The organism is Herbaspirillum sp. Her4 (assembly GCF_057961335.1).
In genome coordinates this window covers 2,767,942-2,784,506 of sequence record NZ_CM176330.1, presented here as the reverse complement: position 1 = coordinate 2,784,506, position 16,565 = coordinate 2,767,942, and the positions used below count along the sequence as shown (strand labels likewise).

Here is a 16,565-nt window from a genome sequence, read left to right as displayed (position 1 = left end):
TTTCAATCGCGGGTGAAGGCGTAATCCCGCTCCACCTTGCAGATCCGCGTCTTGTAGGCCTCGTACCACTGCTGGCGTCCCAGACGCTGGGCCAGCTGATGATCGAGGTCGCGTTTCCACGCGGCGATGGCCTCCAGACTCGCCCAGTAAGACACGGTGATGCCCACCTCTTCACGCGCCGACTCCAGCCCGAGGAAACCGGGCTGGCGCGCCGCCGCCTCCACCATGGCCTCGGCCATCTCGCCATAGCCGTGATCGCCCTCCGTGCGCAGGGAAGTGAAGATGACGGCGTAGTAGGGAACGTCTCCGGTAACGGCGATGCTCATGATGTGACTCCAGTAGGGGAAAGTGTCAGGCGTTCTCGGCTTCGCGTCCGAACATCTCGATGAGCAGGCTGCGCAGCCACTGGATGCCCGAGTCCGCCGAGAAGCGCGTGTGGGTGTAGATGCTCACTGGAATGCGCGGCATTTCCAGTGGCAGGTCCAGCAGCACGCAGGCCTCATCGACGTTATGGCGCTCGGCGATGCTGCGCGGCAGGAACAGCGCCAGGTCGGTATCGCGCACGATCTGCGGGGCCACCGTGAAATGCGGCATGCGCAGCGCGAAATCGCGCTTCACGCCGGCGTTGCGCAGCACGTCCTCGGCCAGCTGGTGGCCGGTGGTATTGGTGTTGGCGTAGACATAGCGCAGCTGCAGCAGGCTTTCCATGGTCAGGGGCTCGCCGGCCTGGGGATGGGTCTTGCGCAGCATGCAGACGTAGTCGTCATTGAGCACCAGCTGGCTCTGGCAATCCTCGGGCAGGCCCGGCAGGTAGCCGAAGGCCAGGTCGATGTCGCCGTTGCGCATGGCGGCACCCAGATTTTCCATGGCCATCTGCTGCACTTCGATGGAGACGTGCGGTGCGGCGTGGGCCAGTTCTTCCATCAGCAAGGGCAGCACGTGGCTGCAGGACATGTCGGACATGACCAGGTGGAAGGTCCGCGTGGCCGTGGCCGGATCGAAGCTGGCGTGGGTATGCAAGGCTTCGTGGATGATGCCCAGGGCGCGCGAGATGGGTTCATGCAGGCGGATCGCGGTTTCGGTCGGCACCATGGCACTGGTACTGCGCACGAAGAGCGGATCATCGAACATTTCGCGCAAGCGGCGCAGGGCGTGGCTGACGGCGGGCTGGGTCAGGTGCAGGCGGTCGGCGGCGGCGGTCAGGCTGCGCAGCTCCCAGATGACGATGAAGGTCTTGAGCAGGTTCAAGTCGACTGCGCCGATATTCATTTGCTTCATGCGGAACATTCCAGACAATCATTTGACCCGTCATTTGTGCAGGGTCTATTGTTCATCCCAGGACGCTGGCCTTCATCGGCGATGCGTTCTCCCTCTCACCTGCTGATCGACATCCGCCTGACGGCGCCGCAGACGCCCGTGCTGATGGCGCAAAGGATACGAAGCCTTGTGCCGGATGTCATCTCTTTTTTGGACGGACCTACCATGAAGCAAGATTTTCGCGACGCCATGGCGCGTCTCTCGGCTGCGGTCAACATCATCACCACCGATGGTCCTGCAGGACGCGCCGCCATGACGGTGAGCGCCGTCAGTTCGGTCTCCGACGAACCGGCCACGGTGCTGGTATGCATCAACGTCAAGAGCGCTGCCCATCCTATCCTGGTGGGCAACGGACGCTTGTGCATCAACATCCTGGCGGGACATCATGAAGAGGTGGCGCGCATGATCGCCGGCATGACCGGGCTGGCGGCCGAGGAGCGCATGGCGCAGGTCGGCTGGGAGACCGGCGACTACGGCCAGCCGGTGCTGCCCGATGCGCTGGCGGTGCTGGAAGGAGACATCGTATTGCAGCAACAGGCGGGCACGCACAGCGTGCTGTTCGTGGAGATCCGGCATATTCGCCTGGCGGCATCACAAGCTGACGGGCTGGCTTATTTTGGACGGCGGTTTCACCGGATTGCGGCGGAGGTGGCGTTGGCGGCGTGAGGCGATGAACACTGCGCAGCGCCCTTGATGGCGGGCTTTTGGCGGACTTTTGGCGGACTTTTTCGATTTTATTGCCGTGAAATTTACCTTTTAAATCAAAAGCTTATTGCGACTTTTTTACGGGTATTGGCGTGCAATTGGCGTTCTGACGATCATCTGTCAGCTGTCTGGTTTAGTTAGGCACTCGCACCCCACTGACAAAAAAAAACCGCTCATCCAACTGAGCGGTTTCCTCGAAGTCACAAGCAAGGCAGCAGCCCTACACCGCCAACTGCTGCATATGCCGGTTCACCGCCTCCAGCACGATGGGATCCAAGCCCTCCCCTTGCGTCTTCTCGATATGCTCAAGGAAAGCCTTGCGCATGCGCGGCTCCCAGAAACGCTTGAGGTGCAAAGCCAGGTCGGCAATGGCCTGGTCGCGGTCCGGCATGGTGGAAAAGAAACTGCCGATCTGGTTGGCCATCTTGACCAGGTGTTCGATATTCATGGTGCGTCTCCTCCTGCTCTGTTCATCGATTGTCCGTCAATTCTTCATCCGCACCGCCGGCTCAACGCAAACGATGCGGCCGCGCATACACCACGTGGCCCTGCTTGCGCACGAAGCCCAGCAGCGTCACATCCGTCTCTTCGGCCAGCCGGATCGCCAGTGCGGTCGGGGCTGATACGGCGGCGATGAAACCGATGCCGACCGTGGCCGCCTTCTGCACCATCTCGTAGCTGGCGCGGCTGGTGATGATGGCCGCGCCCTGCGAAAAATCGGTCTCCTCTTCGGCCAGCGCGCCGATGAGCTTGTCCAGCGCATTGTGGCGGCCCACATCTTCGCGGACCAACACGATGCGGCCCGACGCATCCATCCACGCGGCCGCATGCGTGGCACCGGTGGACTGCTGCAAGTGCTGCCCGGCCTGCATCTGCTCAAAAGCTGCATGCACCTGCTCCACCGAAAACACCGCGCCACCGCGCACTGCCTGCGGATGCCGCACCGCCTGCTCCAGCGTCTCGGCACCACACAGCCCGCAACCGGTGCGCCCGGTAAGGTTGCGGCGCTTTTCCTTGAGTGCCACGAAGCGCTCGGTGGCGATGCGCATCTGTACCTGCACACCTTCGCAGCCGGGGACGATCTCGCATTCATACAGCTCGCCCGGCGCGGCCAGGATGCCTTCGGTAAGCGAGAAGCCCAGCGCAAAATCTTCCAGGTCGGCGGGTGTAGCCATCATCACGGCGTGCGAGATGCCGTTGTATTCGAGGGCGATGGGGACTTCCTCGGCGACCACATCGTCGACCGTCTCGCGCTGGCCATCGCGCCAGCGATCTACCTGCACGCGGGCAAAGGTGGCGTAGTCGCCGGTGGTGTCGTCGATGACGGGGCTGCTGCTGTTGCGTGTGTTCATGCTGTCCTGCTGGATGCGGATGGGTTGGGCTCGTGTCTGCGGAAATCACGCCGGCACGGGCCCGTCAGGCCCGCGCCGCTTACTTCGTCACCAGGGGTTCCGCCGGCACCTCGCCCTTGAGCAGATCGAGCTGCGCACGGTTGAAGCGCTCGTAATGCTGCTGCCATTGCGAGGGCTGCGTCACCGGCATCACCTGCACCGCCGTCACCTTGTACTCGGGGCAGTTGGTGGCCCAGTCGGAGTTGTCGGTGGTAATGACGTTGGCACCCGATTCGGGGAAGTGGAAGGTGGTATAGACCACTCCCGGCTGCACCTTCTCGGTCACCGTCGCCCGCAGCACGGTCTGGCCTGCACGCGACTCCACGCCGACCCAGTCACCCTCGCGGATGCCACGGTCCTCGGCATCGTGCGGGTGGATTTCCAGCCGGTCTTCGCTGTGCCATTGCGAGTTCTCGGTGCGGCGCGTCTGCGCGCCCACGTTGTACTGCGACAGGATGCGGCCGGTGGTCAGGATCAGCGGGTAACGCTGCGTCACCTTCTCGTCGGTGGCGAAATACTGCGTGTTGATGAACTTGCCCTTGCCACGGATGAAGCTGCCCACGTGCATGATGGGCGTGCCTTCCGGCGCTGCCTCGTTGCAGGGCCACTGGATGCTGCCGAGTTTTTCCAGCTTGTCGTAGCTCACGCCATGGAAGCTGGGCGTCAGGGCGGCGATCTCGTCCATGATTTCCGAGGGGTGATTGTACGGCATCGGATAACCCAGCGCTTCGGCCAGCGCCACCGTGACTTCCCAGTCGGACTTGCCGGCCTTGGGCGGCATCACCTTGCGCACGCGCGAGATGCGGCGCTCGGCGTTGGTGAAGGTGCCATCCTTTTCCAGGAAGGACGAACCGGGCAGGAAGACATGCGCATACTTGGCCGTTTCGTTCAGGAACAAGTCCTGCACCACGATGCATTCCATGGCCTGCAAGGCTGCTGCCACGTGCTGGGTATTCGGGTCCGACTGGACGATGTCTTCCCCTTCGCAATACAGGCCCTTGAAGCTGCCATCGAGGGCCGCATCGAACATGTTGGGAATGCGCAGACCCGGCTCCGGGTTCAGCGTCACGCCCCAGGCCTGTTCGAACTGGCCGCGCACGGTGGAATCCGAAATGTGGCGATAGCCCGGCAGCTCGTGCGGGAAGGAACCCATGTCGCAGGAGCCCTGCACATTGTTCTGCCCGCGCAGCGGGTTCACGCCCACGCCTTCGCGGCCGACGTTGCCGGTGCACATGGCCAGGTTGGCGATGCCCATCACGGTGGTCGATCCCTGCGCATGCTCGGTCACACCCAGACCGTAGTAGATCGCGGCGTTGCCGCCGGTGGCATAGAGGCGCGCCGCGCCACGGATGATCTCGGCGGGCACGCCGGTGATGGCGGCCATGGCTTCGGGGGAATTGTCTTCGCGCAGGACGAATTCCTTCCAATCCTTGTATGACTGCAGGTCGCAGCGTTCCTGGATGTAGGACTCGTTCTGCAGGCCTTCCGAAAGGATCACATGAGCCAGCGCCGTGATGATGGCGGTGTTGGTGCCGGGGCGCAGCTTCAGGTGATAGTCGGACTTCAGGTGCGGCGACTTGACCATCTCGGTGGTGCGCGGATCGATCACGATCAGCCTGGCGCCCTGGCGCACACGGCGCTTGATCTGCGACGCGAACACCGGGTGTCCCGCCGCCGGGTTGGCCCCCATGATGAGGATGACGTCCGACTTCATCACCGATTCAAAGGTCTGCGTCCCGGCCGATTCACCGAGGGTCTGCTTCAGGCCATACCCGGTCGGCGAGTGGCAGACGCGGGCGCAGGTATCGACGTTGTTGTTGCCGAAGGCGGCGCGCACCAGTTTCTGGACCAGATAGGTTTCTTCATTGGTGCAGCGGGAAGAGGTAATGCCGCCGATGGAATCCTTGCCATGCTTGGCCTGGATGCGGCGGAACTCGCTGGCCGCATACGACAGCGCTTCCTCCCACGACACTTCGCGCCAGGGATCGTTGATGCTCTTGCGGATCATGGGATTCAGGATGCGGTCCTTGTGGGTCGCATAGCCCCAGGCAAAGCGGCCCTTGACGCAGGAATGGCCCTGGTTGGCCTTGCCGTCCTTGTACGGCACCATGCGCACCACTTCATTGCCTTTCATCTCGGCCTTGAAGGAGCAGCCCACGCCGCAATAGGCGCAGGTGGTGACCTTGCTGTGCTCGGCCTGGCCCAGCATGATGACGGTCTTTTCCGTCAGCGTCGCGGTCGGGCAGGCCTCCACGCAGGCACCGCAGGAGACGCATTCGGATTCCATGAAGGCTTCCATCTGCCCCGCAGATACGCGCGACTCGAAACCACGGCCGTTGATGGTCAGTGCAAAGGTACCCTGCGTTTCTTCGCAGGCGCGTACGCAGCGGTTGCAGACGATGCACTTGGAGGGGTCATAGGTGAAGTAGGGATTGGATTCATCCTTCTTCATCTGGGTATGGTTCTCGCCCTCGTAGCCATAGCGCACTTCGCGCAGGCCGACCACGCCAGCCATGTCCTGCAGTTCGCAGTTGCCGTTGGTGGGACAGGTCAGGCAATCCAGCGGGTGATCCGAGATGTAGAGTTCCATCACGCCACGCCGGATCTCGGCCAGCTTGGGGGTCTGCGTCTGCACCTTCATGCCCGGTTCGCAGGGCGTGGTGCAGGAGGCCGGATAGCCCTTCATCTTGCGGCCATCCTTTTCGATTTCCACCAGGCACAGGCGGCAGGAACCGAAGGGTTCCAGGCTGTCGGTGGCGCACAGCTTGGGCACGTTGATGCCGGCCTCGACCGAGGCGCGCATGACCGAGGTGCCGGCCGGGACCGTCACGGCCACGCCGTCGATCTCCAGCGTGACCAGGTTTTCCGAGGCACGTGCGGGGGTGCCGTAATCCGTTTCGTTGAGCTGATTCATGGTGCAACTCCTTGCATTCGCTGATTCGCTGATTCGTTGATGCGCTGATGGGATCAGGCTGCCTGTTCTCCGGGTGCGCCGAAGTCTTCGGGGAAATGGTTCAGGGCCGACAGCACCGGGAACGGCGTCATGCCGCCCATGGCGCAGAGCGAACCATTGACCATGGTGTCGCACAGGCTCTTCAACAGATGGATCTGCTGCGGCCGCTCCTCGTTGGCGATGATCTTGTCGATCACTTCCACGCCGCGGGTGGAGCCGATGCGGCAAGGCGTGCACTTGCCGCAGGATTCAACGGCACAGAATTGCATGGCGTAGCGGGCCTGTCTGGCCATATCGACACTGTCGTCAAACGCCACCAGCCCGCCATGCCCGATCATCGCGCCGATCGCGGCGAAAGCTTCATAGTCGAGCGGTGTATCGAATTGCGAGGGTGGCAGGTACGCGCCCAGCGGCCCGCCCATCTGCACCGCGCGAATCGGCCGTCCCGAGGCACTGCCGCCGCCGAAGTCTTCCAGCAACTGGCGCAGCGTGAGACCGAACGCTTTCTCCACCAGGCCACCCTGTTTGATGTTGCCGGCCAGTTGGAAGGGCAGCGTGCCGTGCGAGCGGCCTACCCCGTAGTTCTTGTAGAAGTCCGCGCCGCGCGCCAGGATCACCGGCACCGAGGCCAGCGAGATCAGGTTGTTGATGACGGTCGGCTTGCCGAACAGGCCCTCGATGGCGGGCAGTGGCGGCTTGGCGCGCACCACGCCGCGCTTGCCTTCCAGGCTTTCCAGCATGGCGGTTTCTTCGCCGCAGATGTAGGCTCCTGCGCCCTTGCGCACTTCCAGCCGGAAGGATTTGCCGGAGCCGAGGATGTCATCGCCCAGGTAGCCGCGCGCGGTGGCGATGGCGATGGCTTCGTTCATCGTCGCAATCGCATGCGGATATTCGGAGCGCACGTAGACGTAGCCCTCGGTCGCGCCCACCGCGACGGCAGCGATGGTCATGCCTTCGATCAGCGTGAAGGGATCGTCCTCCATGATCATGCGATCCGAGAAGGTGCCGGAGTCGCCCTCGTCGGCATTGCAGACCACGTACTTCTGCGCGGCCGGTGCGCGCAGCACGGTCTGCCACTTGATGCCGGTCGGGAAGGCCGCACCACCCCGGCCACGCAAACCCGAATCGATCATCTGCTGGACGATGGCCTCCGGTGTCTTGGCCAGCGCATTCTTCAATCCGGCATAACCTTCATGGGCCAGATAATCCTCCAGCGAGAGCGGATCGATGATGCCTACCCGCGCGAAGGTCAGGCGCTCCTGGTTCTTGAGGAAGCCAATTTCTTCAGTCAGGCCCAGATGCAGCGTGTGCCGGCCTCCGGCGAGCAGCCCTGCATCGAAGAGGCCGCTGACATCCTCCGGCGACACAGGCCCGTAGGCCACGCGGCCGGCTGCGGTGGCCACTTCCACCAGCGGCTCCAGCCAGAACATGCCGCGCGAACCGTTGCGCACCAGCTTGATGGACTGGCCGCGCTTTTGCGCTTCGGCAGCGATGGCGGCGGCGACTTCGTTGGCCCCGAGGGCCAGCGCGGTCGAGTCGCGCGGAACATAGATGGTCACGGTTTCGTGCGTACTCATCATGCCTCCCGCTTGGCCTGGATCAGGCGCTTGAATTTGTCGGCATCGACGCGGGCGTGCAGCTCGTCGTCGAGGGTGAGGTTGGGACCGATGGCGCACTGGCCCAGGCAATACACCGGTTCCAGCGTGAACTGGCCATCGGCGCTGGTTTCATAGAAACCGCAACCCAGCACATTCTGCGCATGCTCGGCCAAGGCCTCGCTGCCACGCGCCTGGCAGGCCTCGGCGCGGCACACCTGCACCACGTGGCGGCCGGCCGGTTCCTGGCGGAAGAAGTGATAGAACGAGATCACGCCATGCACCTCGGCGCGCGACACGTTCAACTCGCCCGCAATCATCGGGACCGCATCGGCCGGGATGTAGCCGACCTTGTCCTGGATGCCGTGCAGGATGGGGAGCATGGCGCCGGCCATGTCCTTGCGCTCGGCGATGATGCCGCGCACCGCCGCCACGTCGAAAACCTGTTGCCTCTTCATTGTTGCCTCCTGTGTTGCTTCAATGCGGTCCTTGTCCTTCTCCCGGAGGATCTTCTGCGGACCGCGCAAATGACGAATGAAAGGAAAGAGCCGCGCCTAGGGAGGAGCAGCCTGTGGAAAGCAGATCAAGGGATGGGGAGAACAATGCGGCGGCATGACGCTGCCCCGGTGAAGGGTGCGCACGGCCGTGCGAGATGAACCAGCTGGTCTCCGTTGTTGCATGTTCGCCCTGCCTTGATGGGTTGGTGTGAACACTGCGGATGCTGGCCTGCCCCTATCAGGGGACGGGCCATGCTCCTGTTTTTTGATAGTCGCTGACACAAGCTGCCCTGGTTCACGGGGCCATGGCAGCTTGTGTCAGCGGCTTTCGCCGCTGCGGTCCTGCGTGCAGGCCGGGTGGAGCCGGCCTGCGGATGTAACAATGACTTGACTACAAATTCACACGACTGCGTAATCGAAAATTACATCGTCGTTGAGGTGTTGCACAATCAGCGGAACAGCACGGCCGACTTCTGCAGCACCAGGGTGATACCCCAGATCAGCGGAATGCCGACAGCCGCCCAGGCCAGGCCGATGACGACCGGGTTGCCGCCGCTGCCGATCTGCGACATGTCGCCCGAACCGGCGGTGACGGCTGCATCGGCGGCCGACTTTTCGTGGGCCAGCTGCTTTTCACGGGCCAGTTCTTCCGGCGTCATGAAGTGCTTGGCCGCGACCGGGCGGATCAGCAGGTTGCAGATCAGGCCCAGCACCAGCATGCCGGCCAGGATGTACATGGTGGTGTTGTAGACCTCGTTCTTGGGCATGCCCAGGGACAGCTGGTACTCACGCATGTAGTTCACCACCACCGGACCCAGGATGCCGGCGGTTGCCCACGCGGTCAGCAGGCGGCCGTGGATGGCGCCCACCATCTGGGTGCCGAACAGGTCGGCCAGGTAAGCAGGGACGGTGGCGAAGCCGCCGCCATAAATCGACAGGATGATGCAGACTGCGCCGACGAACAGCGGGATGTTGCCCGACTTGGCCGACCACGGCAGGCTCACGTACAGCACGAAGCCCAGCACGAAGAAGATGGCATAGGTCATCTTGCGGCCGAAGAAGTCCGAGCACGAAGCCCATGCGAAACGGCCACCGATGTTGAACAGCGAGATCAGACCGGTGAAGCCGGCAGCCAGTGCCGCGATACCGGCCTTCTGCTCGACCGACAGGTCATTGAAACCGATGTCCACGCCCAGCAGCTTGCCGCCGAAAACTTCCTGCAGCATCGGCGAAGCGATGCCGATGACGCCGATACCGGCCGACACGTTCAGGCAGAGCACCAGCCACACCAGCCAGAACTGGGGAATGCCCCAGACCTTGGAGACGTGCACGTGGTTCTGGGTGATCATGGTCGCCGAGGACTTGGCCACCGGCGGGGTCCAGCCAGCCGGCTTCCAGCCGGTCGGCGGCACGCGGTAGCCGAAGGCACCGGCCATCATGAAGACGAAGTAGATGATGGCCATGACCACGAAGGTTTCCCACACGCCCACGGAGGTGGGGGAGGCAAACTTCTTCATCAGCGCATCGGCCAGCGGGGTGCCGACCAGTGCACCGCCGCCGAAGCCCATGATGGCCATACCGGTGGCCATGCCGCGACGGTCAGGGAACCACTTGATCAGGGTCGACACCGGCGAGATGTAGCCCAGGCCGAGACCGACGCCACCGATGACGCCGGAGCCCAGCCACATCAGCCAGATCTGGTGCGTTTTCACGCCCAGGGCCGAGATCAGCAGGCCGCCGCACCAGCAGATGGCAGCCACCACACCGGCCTTGCGCGGACCGGCGTGTTCCAGCCAGCCGCCCCACAGCGCAGCGGAGATGCCCAGCAGGACGAAGAACATCGTGTACATCCAGCCCAGCATGGAAATCTTCCAGTCACAGGTGGACGAGAAGACTTGCGCGAAGAAGCCGATATCGGTACCGCAAGCGATGGGCGCGGTCACGCCCAGGGCCTTGGACAGCGGCAGCCAGAACACGGAGAAACCGTAGGCCATGCCGATGCACAGGTGGATTGCGAGCGCTGCTGGCGGTACCAGCCAGCGATTGAAGCCAGGCTTGGCGACCGTGTGTTCCTTGTTCAGGAAATCGAAAGCCATTATTCCTCCGAATATTTTATGAGTGTGTGATGTGGGCAAATCGAAGGAAGGATTGCATCGCAAAGCCGGTAGGGGCGGATCGTGACACCGACCCATCTTTGCGGCGATATCCTTCTCTTTTCGTTTATTTATTTATGTACAACACCGCATATATTTTCTATCATTTATGCAGGGTGACGCGAAATTATCACCGATAAACGGCCGTTTCAATATGCTTTCTTTCACATAAATGTTCAAAGTCCACATCAAACCTCACTGGGAAATCGCCTATGACAACGAGGCGGCGCTGGACACGGCCAACTTGTTGACCCTGCTCACCGCGATCCAGCAGAGCGGCTCGATTGCGCGTGCCGCGCAATTGACGCGCTATTCCTATCGCCACGCCTGGGGCCTGCTGCGCGAGGCCGAGCGCCTGTTCGGCAACGCCCTCATTGAAAGCGGGCGTGGCCGCGGCACCACACTGACCGATTTCGCCAGCAAGCTGTTGTGGGCCGATCGCCTGGTGACGGCGCGTCTCTCCCCTACCCTCGACAGCCTGGCCTCGGAGCTGGAGGTGGAGCTGGGCAAGACGGTGGAAGGCAAATCCGAGAAGGTGCGCCTGAACGCCAGCCACGGCTTTGCGGTGGCGGCGCTGCTCAACAAGATCAACGAAGGCCGCCTGCCGGTGGAGGTGCGCTACCGCCACAGCACCGATGCGGTGGCGGCGCTGTCGCGCCAGGAATGCGACCTGGCGGGCTTCCATGTGCCGCTGGGAGAATTCGAGAAACCGGCCATCGCCACCTATGCCAAGTGGCTCAACAAGCGCAGCGATTGCCTGATCCACCTGGCCATCCGCAACCAGGGACTGTTCGTCGAGCCGGACAATCCCAAGGGCTTGCGCGGCCTGGCCGACCTCACCCGCACCGACCTGCGTTTCGTCAACCGCGAAGCCGGATCGGGCACGCGCATGCTGCTGGAACTGATGCTCAATGGAGCCGGCATCCCCCACAAGAAGATCAACGGTTTCGAGAACACCGAGTTCACGCACTCGGCGGTGGCCGCCTTCATCGCCAGTGGCATGGCCGATGTCGGCTTCGGCGTGCAGACGGCGGCGCATCGTTTCGGCCTGGGCTTCATCCCGCTGGTGCGCGAACGCTACTTCTTCGCGCTGCCGGCGGCGTCCTTGCAGGATCCGCTGATCCGCTCGGTGATCGATATCCTGCAATCGGACAGCTTCCGCAAGGTGGTCAACAACCTGGCCGGCTATGACGCCAACGACATGGGCAAGATCCAGACCATCAAGGAAGCCTTCGGCTGACCGGCACCGGCCAGAGGCCACACTGCACCAAGCGCCGCTTGTGGGCGTGGGGCGAAGCGGCTACACTCGCGCCCCTGGCCTGCTGCCGTCCTGGCAGCAGGCCCTTCTCTTTTCGCTGCCACGCCTCCCTGCGCCATGAATTCCGCTGCAAGCCATTCCCCCGCCCTGCCTACTCCCCTGCCTGCGATGCCTGCACTGGCGGGCATGGATGCGCGCCTGCTGCGCCTGCTCGATGCGGTTCTCGATGAAGTCCATCTGGCGCGTGCTGCGGCGCGTGTGGGCCTGCCCCTGCCGGCCGCAGCCAGTGCGCTGGAACGGTGCCGTCAGTTGCTGCGTGATCCGCTGCTGGAAGATGGCGGCACACAGATGCGGCTGACGGCCACGGCACAGGCGCTGCGTGAGTCGGTGCGCCAGCTGCTGGCCGGCGATGCGCAGGCGCAGACGGCCAGCCCGGCGCAACAGGTGCCATTGCAAGCCGCAGTGGCGCAACGCGTGCGCATCCTCATGCCGGACTATCCGGCGCAGGTGGTAGCGCATGCGCTGTATCAGGAACTGGCGGCCGAGCTGCCGTCACTGGATCTGGAATTCCAGACCTGGCTGGGCGACGCCGATGCCGCCGCCCGACTGGAACGCGGGCAGACCGATCTGGTCCTGGGTGCAACCAGGCCGACCGGCCAGCTGCGCGGACGTGAAGTGCTGCAGGAGCGCTGCGTGGCCGTGATGCGGCGCGATCATCCGGCAGCGCATGCGCTGACCTTGTCACGCTGGCTCTCGTATCCGCACCTGCAGATCGCCTGCCACGACACGCTCAACCGCATGATCGACGAGCAGATCGCCATGCAGGGCCTGCGTCGTCGCGTGGGCATGGTGATCCCGAATTTCCTGATGGCCCCGGCACTGTTGCAGGGCTCGGACCTGATCGCGGTCATGCCCATGCATTGCGTGCCGGCCGCTACCGCTGCGCATCCGGTGGCACTGACCTGCCTGCGCCCGCCGCTGCCGCTGGAGGCCCCGCCGCTGCGCTTGCTGCAGCATCGCCGTCACGCGGAAGATGCCTCGGTGGCGCTGGTGGCACAGGTGCTGGAGCGCATCGTGCGGCAGCGATTCGACGGACGTTGAATCCGCTCGGCTACACCGTCGCCGACGATGCCGTGACATCCAGATGCTTCTGCAGGAAGCGCACGCATTCCCGGACCTTGGCCGAATTCTTCAACTGCACCGGATAGACCGCACACAGGTCGGCCTCCTGGAAATACTGCGGCAGCACCCGCACCAAGCGCCCGCGCTTGAGGCTGTCGGCCACATCCCAGATCGAACGCAGGATGATGCCGTGCCCATCCACCGCCCACTGGTGGATGATCTCGCCGTGGTTGGAGGCCAGTCCACCGGACACCTTCACCGTCTCCTGTCCCTTGGGGCCCATCATGCGCCAGATCCCGAAGGACTGGTTGCGCTCGCGGATCACCAGGCACTGGTGCTGGCGCAGCGCAGCCAGGTCGGCGGGCGCGCCATGCTTCTTCAGATACGCCGGACTGGCGCACAGCACGCGCTGGCTGGGCAGGATGCGCTTGGAGAACAGGTGCGGCTCATGCCCCGCGCCCACCCGGATATCGAGGTCGATGCCCTCGTTGACCAGATCGATCTGCCGGTCCACCAGCTCCAGCTGTATCTTCAGTTCCGGATGTTCGCTGGCAAAGCGCGACAGCAGCGGCGACACCACCTTGCGCCCCAGGCCGAAACTGGTACTGATCTTCAACAAGCCGCGCGGCACGCGCTTGGCGCTGCTGACCGTTTCCATCATCTGCTCGACATCATCGAGAATCTTGCGCGCCCATTCGTGGACATTGCCGCCATCCTCGGTCATGACCACGCTGCGCGTGGTGCGATGGAACAGGCGCACGCCCAGCGCCTGTTCCAGCAGGGCGATGCGCTTGCTGATGTAGGCCGGCGAGGCACCCACTTCACGTGCCGATTCTGCAAAGTTGCTGTGGCGGGCCACCACGCAGAACAGGCGCAGGTCTTCAAGCAGGGGAGAATTGTTCACGATATGTAGGCATTGGAGTCCACGATCTGTGGATTATAGTCCCGGACCGCCCTCCGCCCCCAACCTGGCGAGACGCGGCGCATCGCCTGCCCCATCGGCCAATTTCCCGCAAGCGCCCGAAATGTGGCAGTCTTGCGCAATCGCAACGAATTCTCTTGGAGTAGCAGCATGAGCCTCATCGACGAACAGGAAGTCCCGCCCGATCTTCCCCACATCCAGCGCATCGAAGTCAATCAACTGCAATGCCTGCGCGTGCAGACCGAACGCGCCGAACTGCTGATCGCCGAGCAAGGCGCGCAGGTGCTGCGCTACCAGGTGCACGGCCAGGAACCAGTGATCTGGATGAGCGAGGAAGCCGCCTTCGAGGCCGGCAATTCGGTACGTGGCGGCATCCCGGTGTGCTGGCCGTGGTTCGGCGACCTCATGCGCAATCCGCCGCAAGTACAAGCGCTGCACGCCGGTGGCCGCCTGCCGGCGCACGGCCTGGTGCGCGGCATTCCCTGGCTCTTGATGGAAAACGCCATCGAAGGCGACACCGTGCGCCTGGTCCTGGCCATCCCGCCATCGACCGAATCGCCGGCCCTGCGCCACCTGCCGCCGGGCATCGAACTGCGCCTGGAAATCCTGCTGGATGATCGCCTGCACCTGAAACTCACCACCCGCAATGGCAGCGAACAGCACATCGCCCTCACGCAAGCGCTGCACAGCTACTTTGCCGTCAGCAGCATCCACAACGTGACGGTCGATGGCCTCGAAGGCCAGCGCTACATCGAAACCTTGGAAGGCTGGGCCGAGCGCGAGCAGAAGCGTCCGCTGGTGGTCAGCAGCGAGACCGACCGCATCTATCTGGACCTGCCGCCGCACCTGTCCATCCGCGACGAGGGCTGGAACCGCCGCATCCACATCGAGGCCAGCGGTTCCACTTCGGCCGTGGTCTGGAACCCGTGGGTGAGCAAGGCGCGCCGCCTGTCGCAGTTTGCCGATGATGCTTGGCAGCGCATGCTGTGCATCGAGACCGCCAACGTGATGGACGATCTGGTGGAACTGGAACCGGGCGCCGAACACACCATGGGCGTGAGCCTCTGGGGCGAGACGCTGGGCGGCTGACGCGGCCCTCGCAGCAGACTCACCCGAAAAAGGCAGTGCTGTCATGACGGCACTGCCTTTTTTCATGGCTGACGTTTTCTGCACTGTTCACGAATCGTGTTTTATAAAATCACCAGTTCGTGGATGATCCGGCGCGGGAAGCGATTTATGATGGCTGCACTTTACAGACCCGGCATGCCGGTTTCCCCTTTCTCCAGAGGAGCAGCAACGATGAGCAAGACCCACAAGATCGCCGTGATCGCCGGTGACGGCATCGGCCAGGAAGTGATGCCCGAAGGCCTGCGCGCGGTCGAGGCCGCTGCCAGGAAGTTCGGCATCGACATCGAGTTCAGCCATTTCGACTGGGCGCACTGCGGCTATTACGCGCAGCACGGCAAGATGATGCCGGATGACTGGTTCGATCAGTTGAAGGGTTTTGAAGCCATCTTCTTCGGCGCGGTCGGCTGGCCGGCCACGTTGCCCGATCACGTCTCGCTGTGGGGTTCGCTGCTGAAATTCCGCCGCGATTTCGATCTCTACGTCAACCTGCGTCCGGTGCGCCTGATGCCGGGCGTGCCCTGCCCGCTGGCCAACCGCAAGCCGGGCGACATCGATTTCTACGTGGTGCGCGAGAACACCGAAGGCGAGTACTCTGCCATCGGCGGCCGCATGTTTGAAGGTACCGAACGCGAGACCGTGATCCAGGAATCGGTGTTCAGCCGCAAGGGCACCGACCGCATCCTGAAGTTCGCTTTCGACCTGGCGCAGAGCCGTCCCAAGAAGCACCTGACCTCGGCCACCAAGTCCAACGGCATCGCCATCACCATGCCTTACTGGGATGAGCGCGTGGAAGCCATGGGCGCCAAGTATCCGGACGTGCGCCGCGACAAGTACCACATCGACATCCTGACCGCGCACTTCGTGCTGAACCCGGACCGCTTCGATGTGGTGGTGGCCTCCAACCTGTTCGGCGACATCCTCTCCGACCTCGGCCCGGCCTGCGCCGGCACCATCGGCATTGCGCCCTCGGCCAACATCAATCCGACGCGCGAGCTGCCGTCGCTGTTCGAGCCGGTGCACGGTTCGGCGCCGGACATCTTCGGCAAGAACATCGCCAACCCGGTGGCCACGATCTGGTCCGGCGCGATGATGCTGGACTTCCTGGGCAATGGCGAAGGCAAGTATCGCCAGGCGCACGACGCCATGCTGGCGGCCATCGAGGAGGTGCTGGTCAATGGACCGACCACGCCGGACCTGGGCGGCAAGAGCAATACGACCGAAGTGGGCAAGGCGATTGCTGCGGCGATCTGATCGCTGACCGGTCTTCATTGCAGCAACAAGTGGCTCGCCTGGTGCGGGCCATTTTTTCGTGGGGCATTTCATGCGGTGGGGCCATGTTCAATCGTAAAGGGCATGTTAGGATGGCCGCACTTTCATTTTTCGCGATCGATGAGTTGGACATGGCTGCAAGCCTGCGCATGACAGGACACCGCTTGCTGGCGGAGCTGCTCTTCTGGAGCATCACGCTGGTGCTGTTGCTGGAGGACGATGTCGCCATGCTGGCCATGATGCTGACCTGACGCG

At 63.3% G+C, this 16,565-nt stretch carries 14 protein-coding genes; 5 read left to right on the top strand and 9 right to left on the bottom strand.

Going from position 1 to position 16,565, the window contains the following annotated elements; genetic code table 11:
- Nucleotides 1–2: 2 nt before the first annotated feature.
- Together ACWFUC_RS12560 and ACWFUC_RS12555 are read right to left on the bottom strand one after the other, a co-directional pair.
- Entirely contained in the window at nucleotides 3–326 is a 324-nt protein-coding gene (locus tag ACWFUC_RS12560; protein WP_489625044.1) for an antibiotic biosynthesis monooxygenase family protein, read from the bottom strand.
- Between the two features lie 25 nt (nucleotides 327–351).
- Entirely contained in the window at nucleotides 352–1,278 is a 927-nt protein-coding gene (locus ACWFUC_RS12555; protein WP_489625043.1) for a LysR family transcriptional regulator, read from the bottom strand.
- A gap of 204 nt (nucleotides 1,279–1,482) precedes the next feature.
- On the opposite strand from ACWFUC_RS12555, the gene ACWFUC_RS12550 reads away from it, so the two are divergent.
- Entirely contained in the window at nucleotides 1,483–1,983 is a 501-nt protein-coding gene (locus ACWFUC_RS12550) for a flavin reductase (protein WP_121038533.1), read from the top strand.
- 259 nt (nucleotides 1,984–2,242) lie between these two features.
- Here the strand turns inward: ACWFUC_RS12550 and ACWFUC_RS12545 are convergent, their stop codons facing one another.
- From ACWFUC_RS12545 to ACWFUC_RS12520, 6 genes are all read right to left on the bottom strand, one after another.
- Nucleotides 2,243–2,470 carry a formate dehydrogenase subunit delta gene (locus tag ACWFUC_RS12545; protein ID WP_489625042.1) on the bottom strand — a complete coding sequence of 76 codons (228 nt, stop codon included), beginning with the start codon at nucleotides 2,468–2,470 and terminating at the stop codon, nucleotides 2,243–2,245.
- A gap of 61 nt (nucleotides 2,471–2,531) precedes the next feature.
- Nucleotides 2,532–3,374, bottom strand: coding sequence for a formate dehydrogenase accessory sulfurtransferase FdhD (fdhD, locus tag ACWFUC_RS12540; protein ID WP_489625041.1), 843 nt, complete (start codon nucleotides 3,372–3,374; stop codon nucleotides 2,532–2,534).
- Nucleotides 3,375–3,453: 79 nt separating this feature from the next.
- Nucleotides 3,454–6,327 (bottom strand): formate dehydrogenase subunit alpha, encoded by a 2,874-nt coding sequence (gene fdhF, locus ACWFUC_RS12535; RefSeq protein ID WP_489637615.1) that lies wholly within the window; start codon nucleotides 6,325–6,327, stop codon nucleotides 3,454–3,456.
- Between the two features lie 53 nt (nucleotides 6,328–6,380).
- Nucleotides 6,381–7,943, bottom strand: a complete 1,563-nt coding sequence (locus ACWFUC_RS12530) for a formate dehydrogenase beta subunit (protein WP_489625539.1) — start codon at nucleotides 7,941–7,943, stop codon at nucleotides 6,381–6,383.
- Nucleotides 7,943–8,419 carry a formate dehydrogenase subunit gamma gene (locus ACWFUC_RS12525; protein ID WP_489625039.1) on the bottom strand — a complete coding sequence of 159 codons (477 nt, stop codon included), beginning with the start codon at nucleotides 8,417–8,419 and terminating at the stop codon, nucleotides 7,943–7,945. The genes ACWFUC_RS12530 and ACWFUC_RS12525 overlap by 1 nt, the downstream gene beginning before the upstream one ends.
- Before the next feature lie 488 nt (nucleotides 8,420–8,907).
- Nucleotides 8,908–10,554 (bottom strand): OFA family MFS transporter, encoded by a 1,647-nt coding sequence (locus tag ACWFUC_RS12520; protein WP_489637614.1) that lies wholly within the window; start codon nucleotides 10,552–10,554, stop codon nucleotides 8,908–8,910.
- 229 nt (nucleotides 10,555–10,783) lie between these two features.
- Between ACWFUC_RS12520 and ACWFUC_RS12515 the strand changes: the two genes are divergently transcribed.
- Complete coding sequence (locus tag ACWFUC_RS12515; RefSeq protein ID WP_034332988.1) at nucleotides 10,784–11,851, top strand: substrate-binding domain-containing protein; 1,068 nt, start codon at nucleotides 10,784–10,786, stop codon at nucleotides 11,849–11,851.
- Between the two features lie 135 nt (nucleotides 11,852–11,986).
- Nucleotides 11,987–12,970 carry a LysR family transcriptional regulator gene (locus ACWFUC_RS12510; RefSeq protein WP_489625037.1) on the top strand — a complete coding sequence of 328 codons (984 nt, stop codon included), beginning with the start codon at nucleotides 11,987–11,989 and terminating at the stop codon, nucleotides 12,968–12,970.
- Between the two features lie 10 nt (nucleotides 12,971–12,980).
- On the opposite strand, the gene ACWFUC_RS12505 is transcribed toward ACWFUC_RS12510, so the two are convergent.
- The gene (locus ACWFUC_RS12505) at nucleotides 12,981–13,895 is read right to left on the bottom strand and encodes a LysR family transcriptional regulator (protein ID WP_034332993.1); all 915 of its coding nucleotides are present in this window, start codon (nucleotides 13,893–13,895) and stop codon (nucleotides 12,981–12,983) included.
- A 168-nt stretch (nucleotides 13,896–14,063) separates the two neighbouring features.
- On the opposite strand from ACWFUC_RS12505, the gene ACWFUC_RS12500 reads away from it, so the two are divergent.
- The gene (locus tag ACWFUC_RS12500) at nucleotides 14,064–15,002 is read left to right on the top strand and encodes a D-hexose-6-phosphate mutarotase (protein ID WP_489625036.1); all 939 of its coding nucleotides are present in this window, start codon (nucleotides 14,064–14,066) and stop codon (nucleotides 15,000–15,002) included.
- Nucleotides 15,003–15,212: 210 nt separating this feature from the next.
- A complete protein-coding gene (locus ACWFUC_RS12495; RefSeq protein WP_489637613.1) occupies nucleotides 15,213–16,292 on the top strand; it encodes a tartrate dehydrogenase in 1,080 nt (359 codons plus the stop codon).
- Nucleotides 16,293–16,565: the final 273 nt, after the last annotated feature.

Bases quoted from the DNA above. Each gene is read 5' to 3' on its own strand.
- ACWFUC_RS12560 (WP_489625044.1), bottom strand. From the start codon at position 326: ATGAGCATCGCCGTTACCGGAGACGTTCCCTACTACGCCGTCATCTTC.
- ACWFUC_RS12555 (WP_489625043.1), bottom strand. From the start codon at position 1,278: ATGAAGCAAATGAATATCGGCGCAGTCGACTTGAACCTGCTCAAGACC.
- ACWFUC_RS12550 (WP_121038533.1), top strand. From the start codon at position 1,483: ATGAAGCAAGATTTTCGCGACGCCATGGCGCGTCTCTCGGCTGCGGTC.
- ACWFUC_RS12545 (WP_489625042.1), bottom strand. From the start codon at position 2,470: ATGAATATCGAACACCTGGTCAAGATGGCCAACCAGATCGGCAGTTTC.
- fdhD (WP_489625041.1), bottom strand. From the start codon at position 3,374: ATGAACACACGCAACAGCAGCAGCCCCGTCATCGACGACACCACCGGC.
- fdhF (WP_489637615.1), bottom strand. From the start codon at position 6,327: ATGAATCAGCTCAACGAAACGGATTACGGCACCCCCGCACGTGCCTCG.
- ACWFUC_RS12530 (WP_489625539.1), bottom strand. From the start codon at position 7,943: ATGAGTACGCACGAAACCGTGACCATCTATGTTCCGCGCGACTCGACC.
- ACWFUC_RS12525 (WP_489625039.1), bottom strand. From the start codon at position 8,419: ATGAAGAGGCAACAGGTTTTCGACGTGGCGGCGGTGCGCGGCATCATC.
- ACWFUC_RS12520 (WP_489637614.1), bottom strand. From the start codon at position 10,554: ATGGCTTTCGATTTCCTGAACAAGGAACACACGGTCGCCAAGCCTGGC.
- ACWFUC_RS12515 (WP_034332988.1), top strand. From the start codon at position 10,784: ATGTTCAAAGTCCACATCAAACCTCACTGGGAAATCGCCTATGACAAC.
- ACWFUC_RS12510 (WP_489625037.1), top strand. From the start codon at position 11,987: ATGAATTCCGCTGCAAGCCATTCCCCCGCCCTGCCTACTCCCCTGCCT.
- ACWFUC_RS12500 (WP_489625036.1), top strand. From the start codon at position 14,064: ATGAGCCTCATCGACGAACAGGAAGTCCCGCCCGATCTTCCCCACATC.
- ACWFUC_RS12495 (WP_489637613.1), top strand. From the start codon at position 15,213: ATGAGCAAGACCCACAAGATCGCCGTGATCGCCGGTGACGGCATCGGC.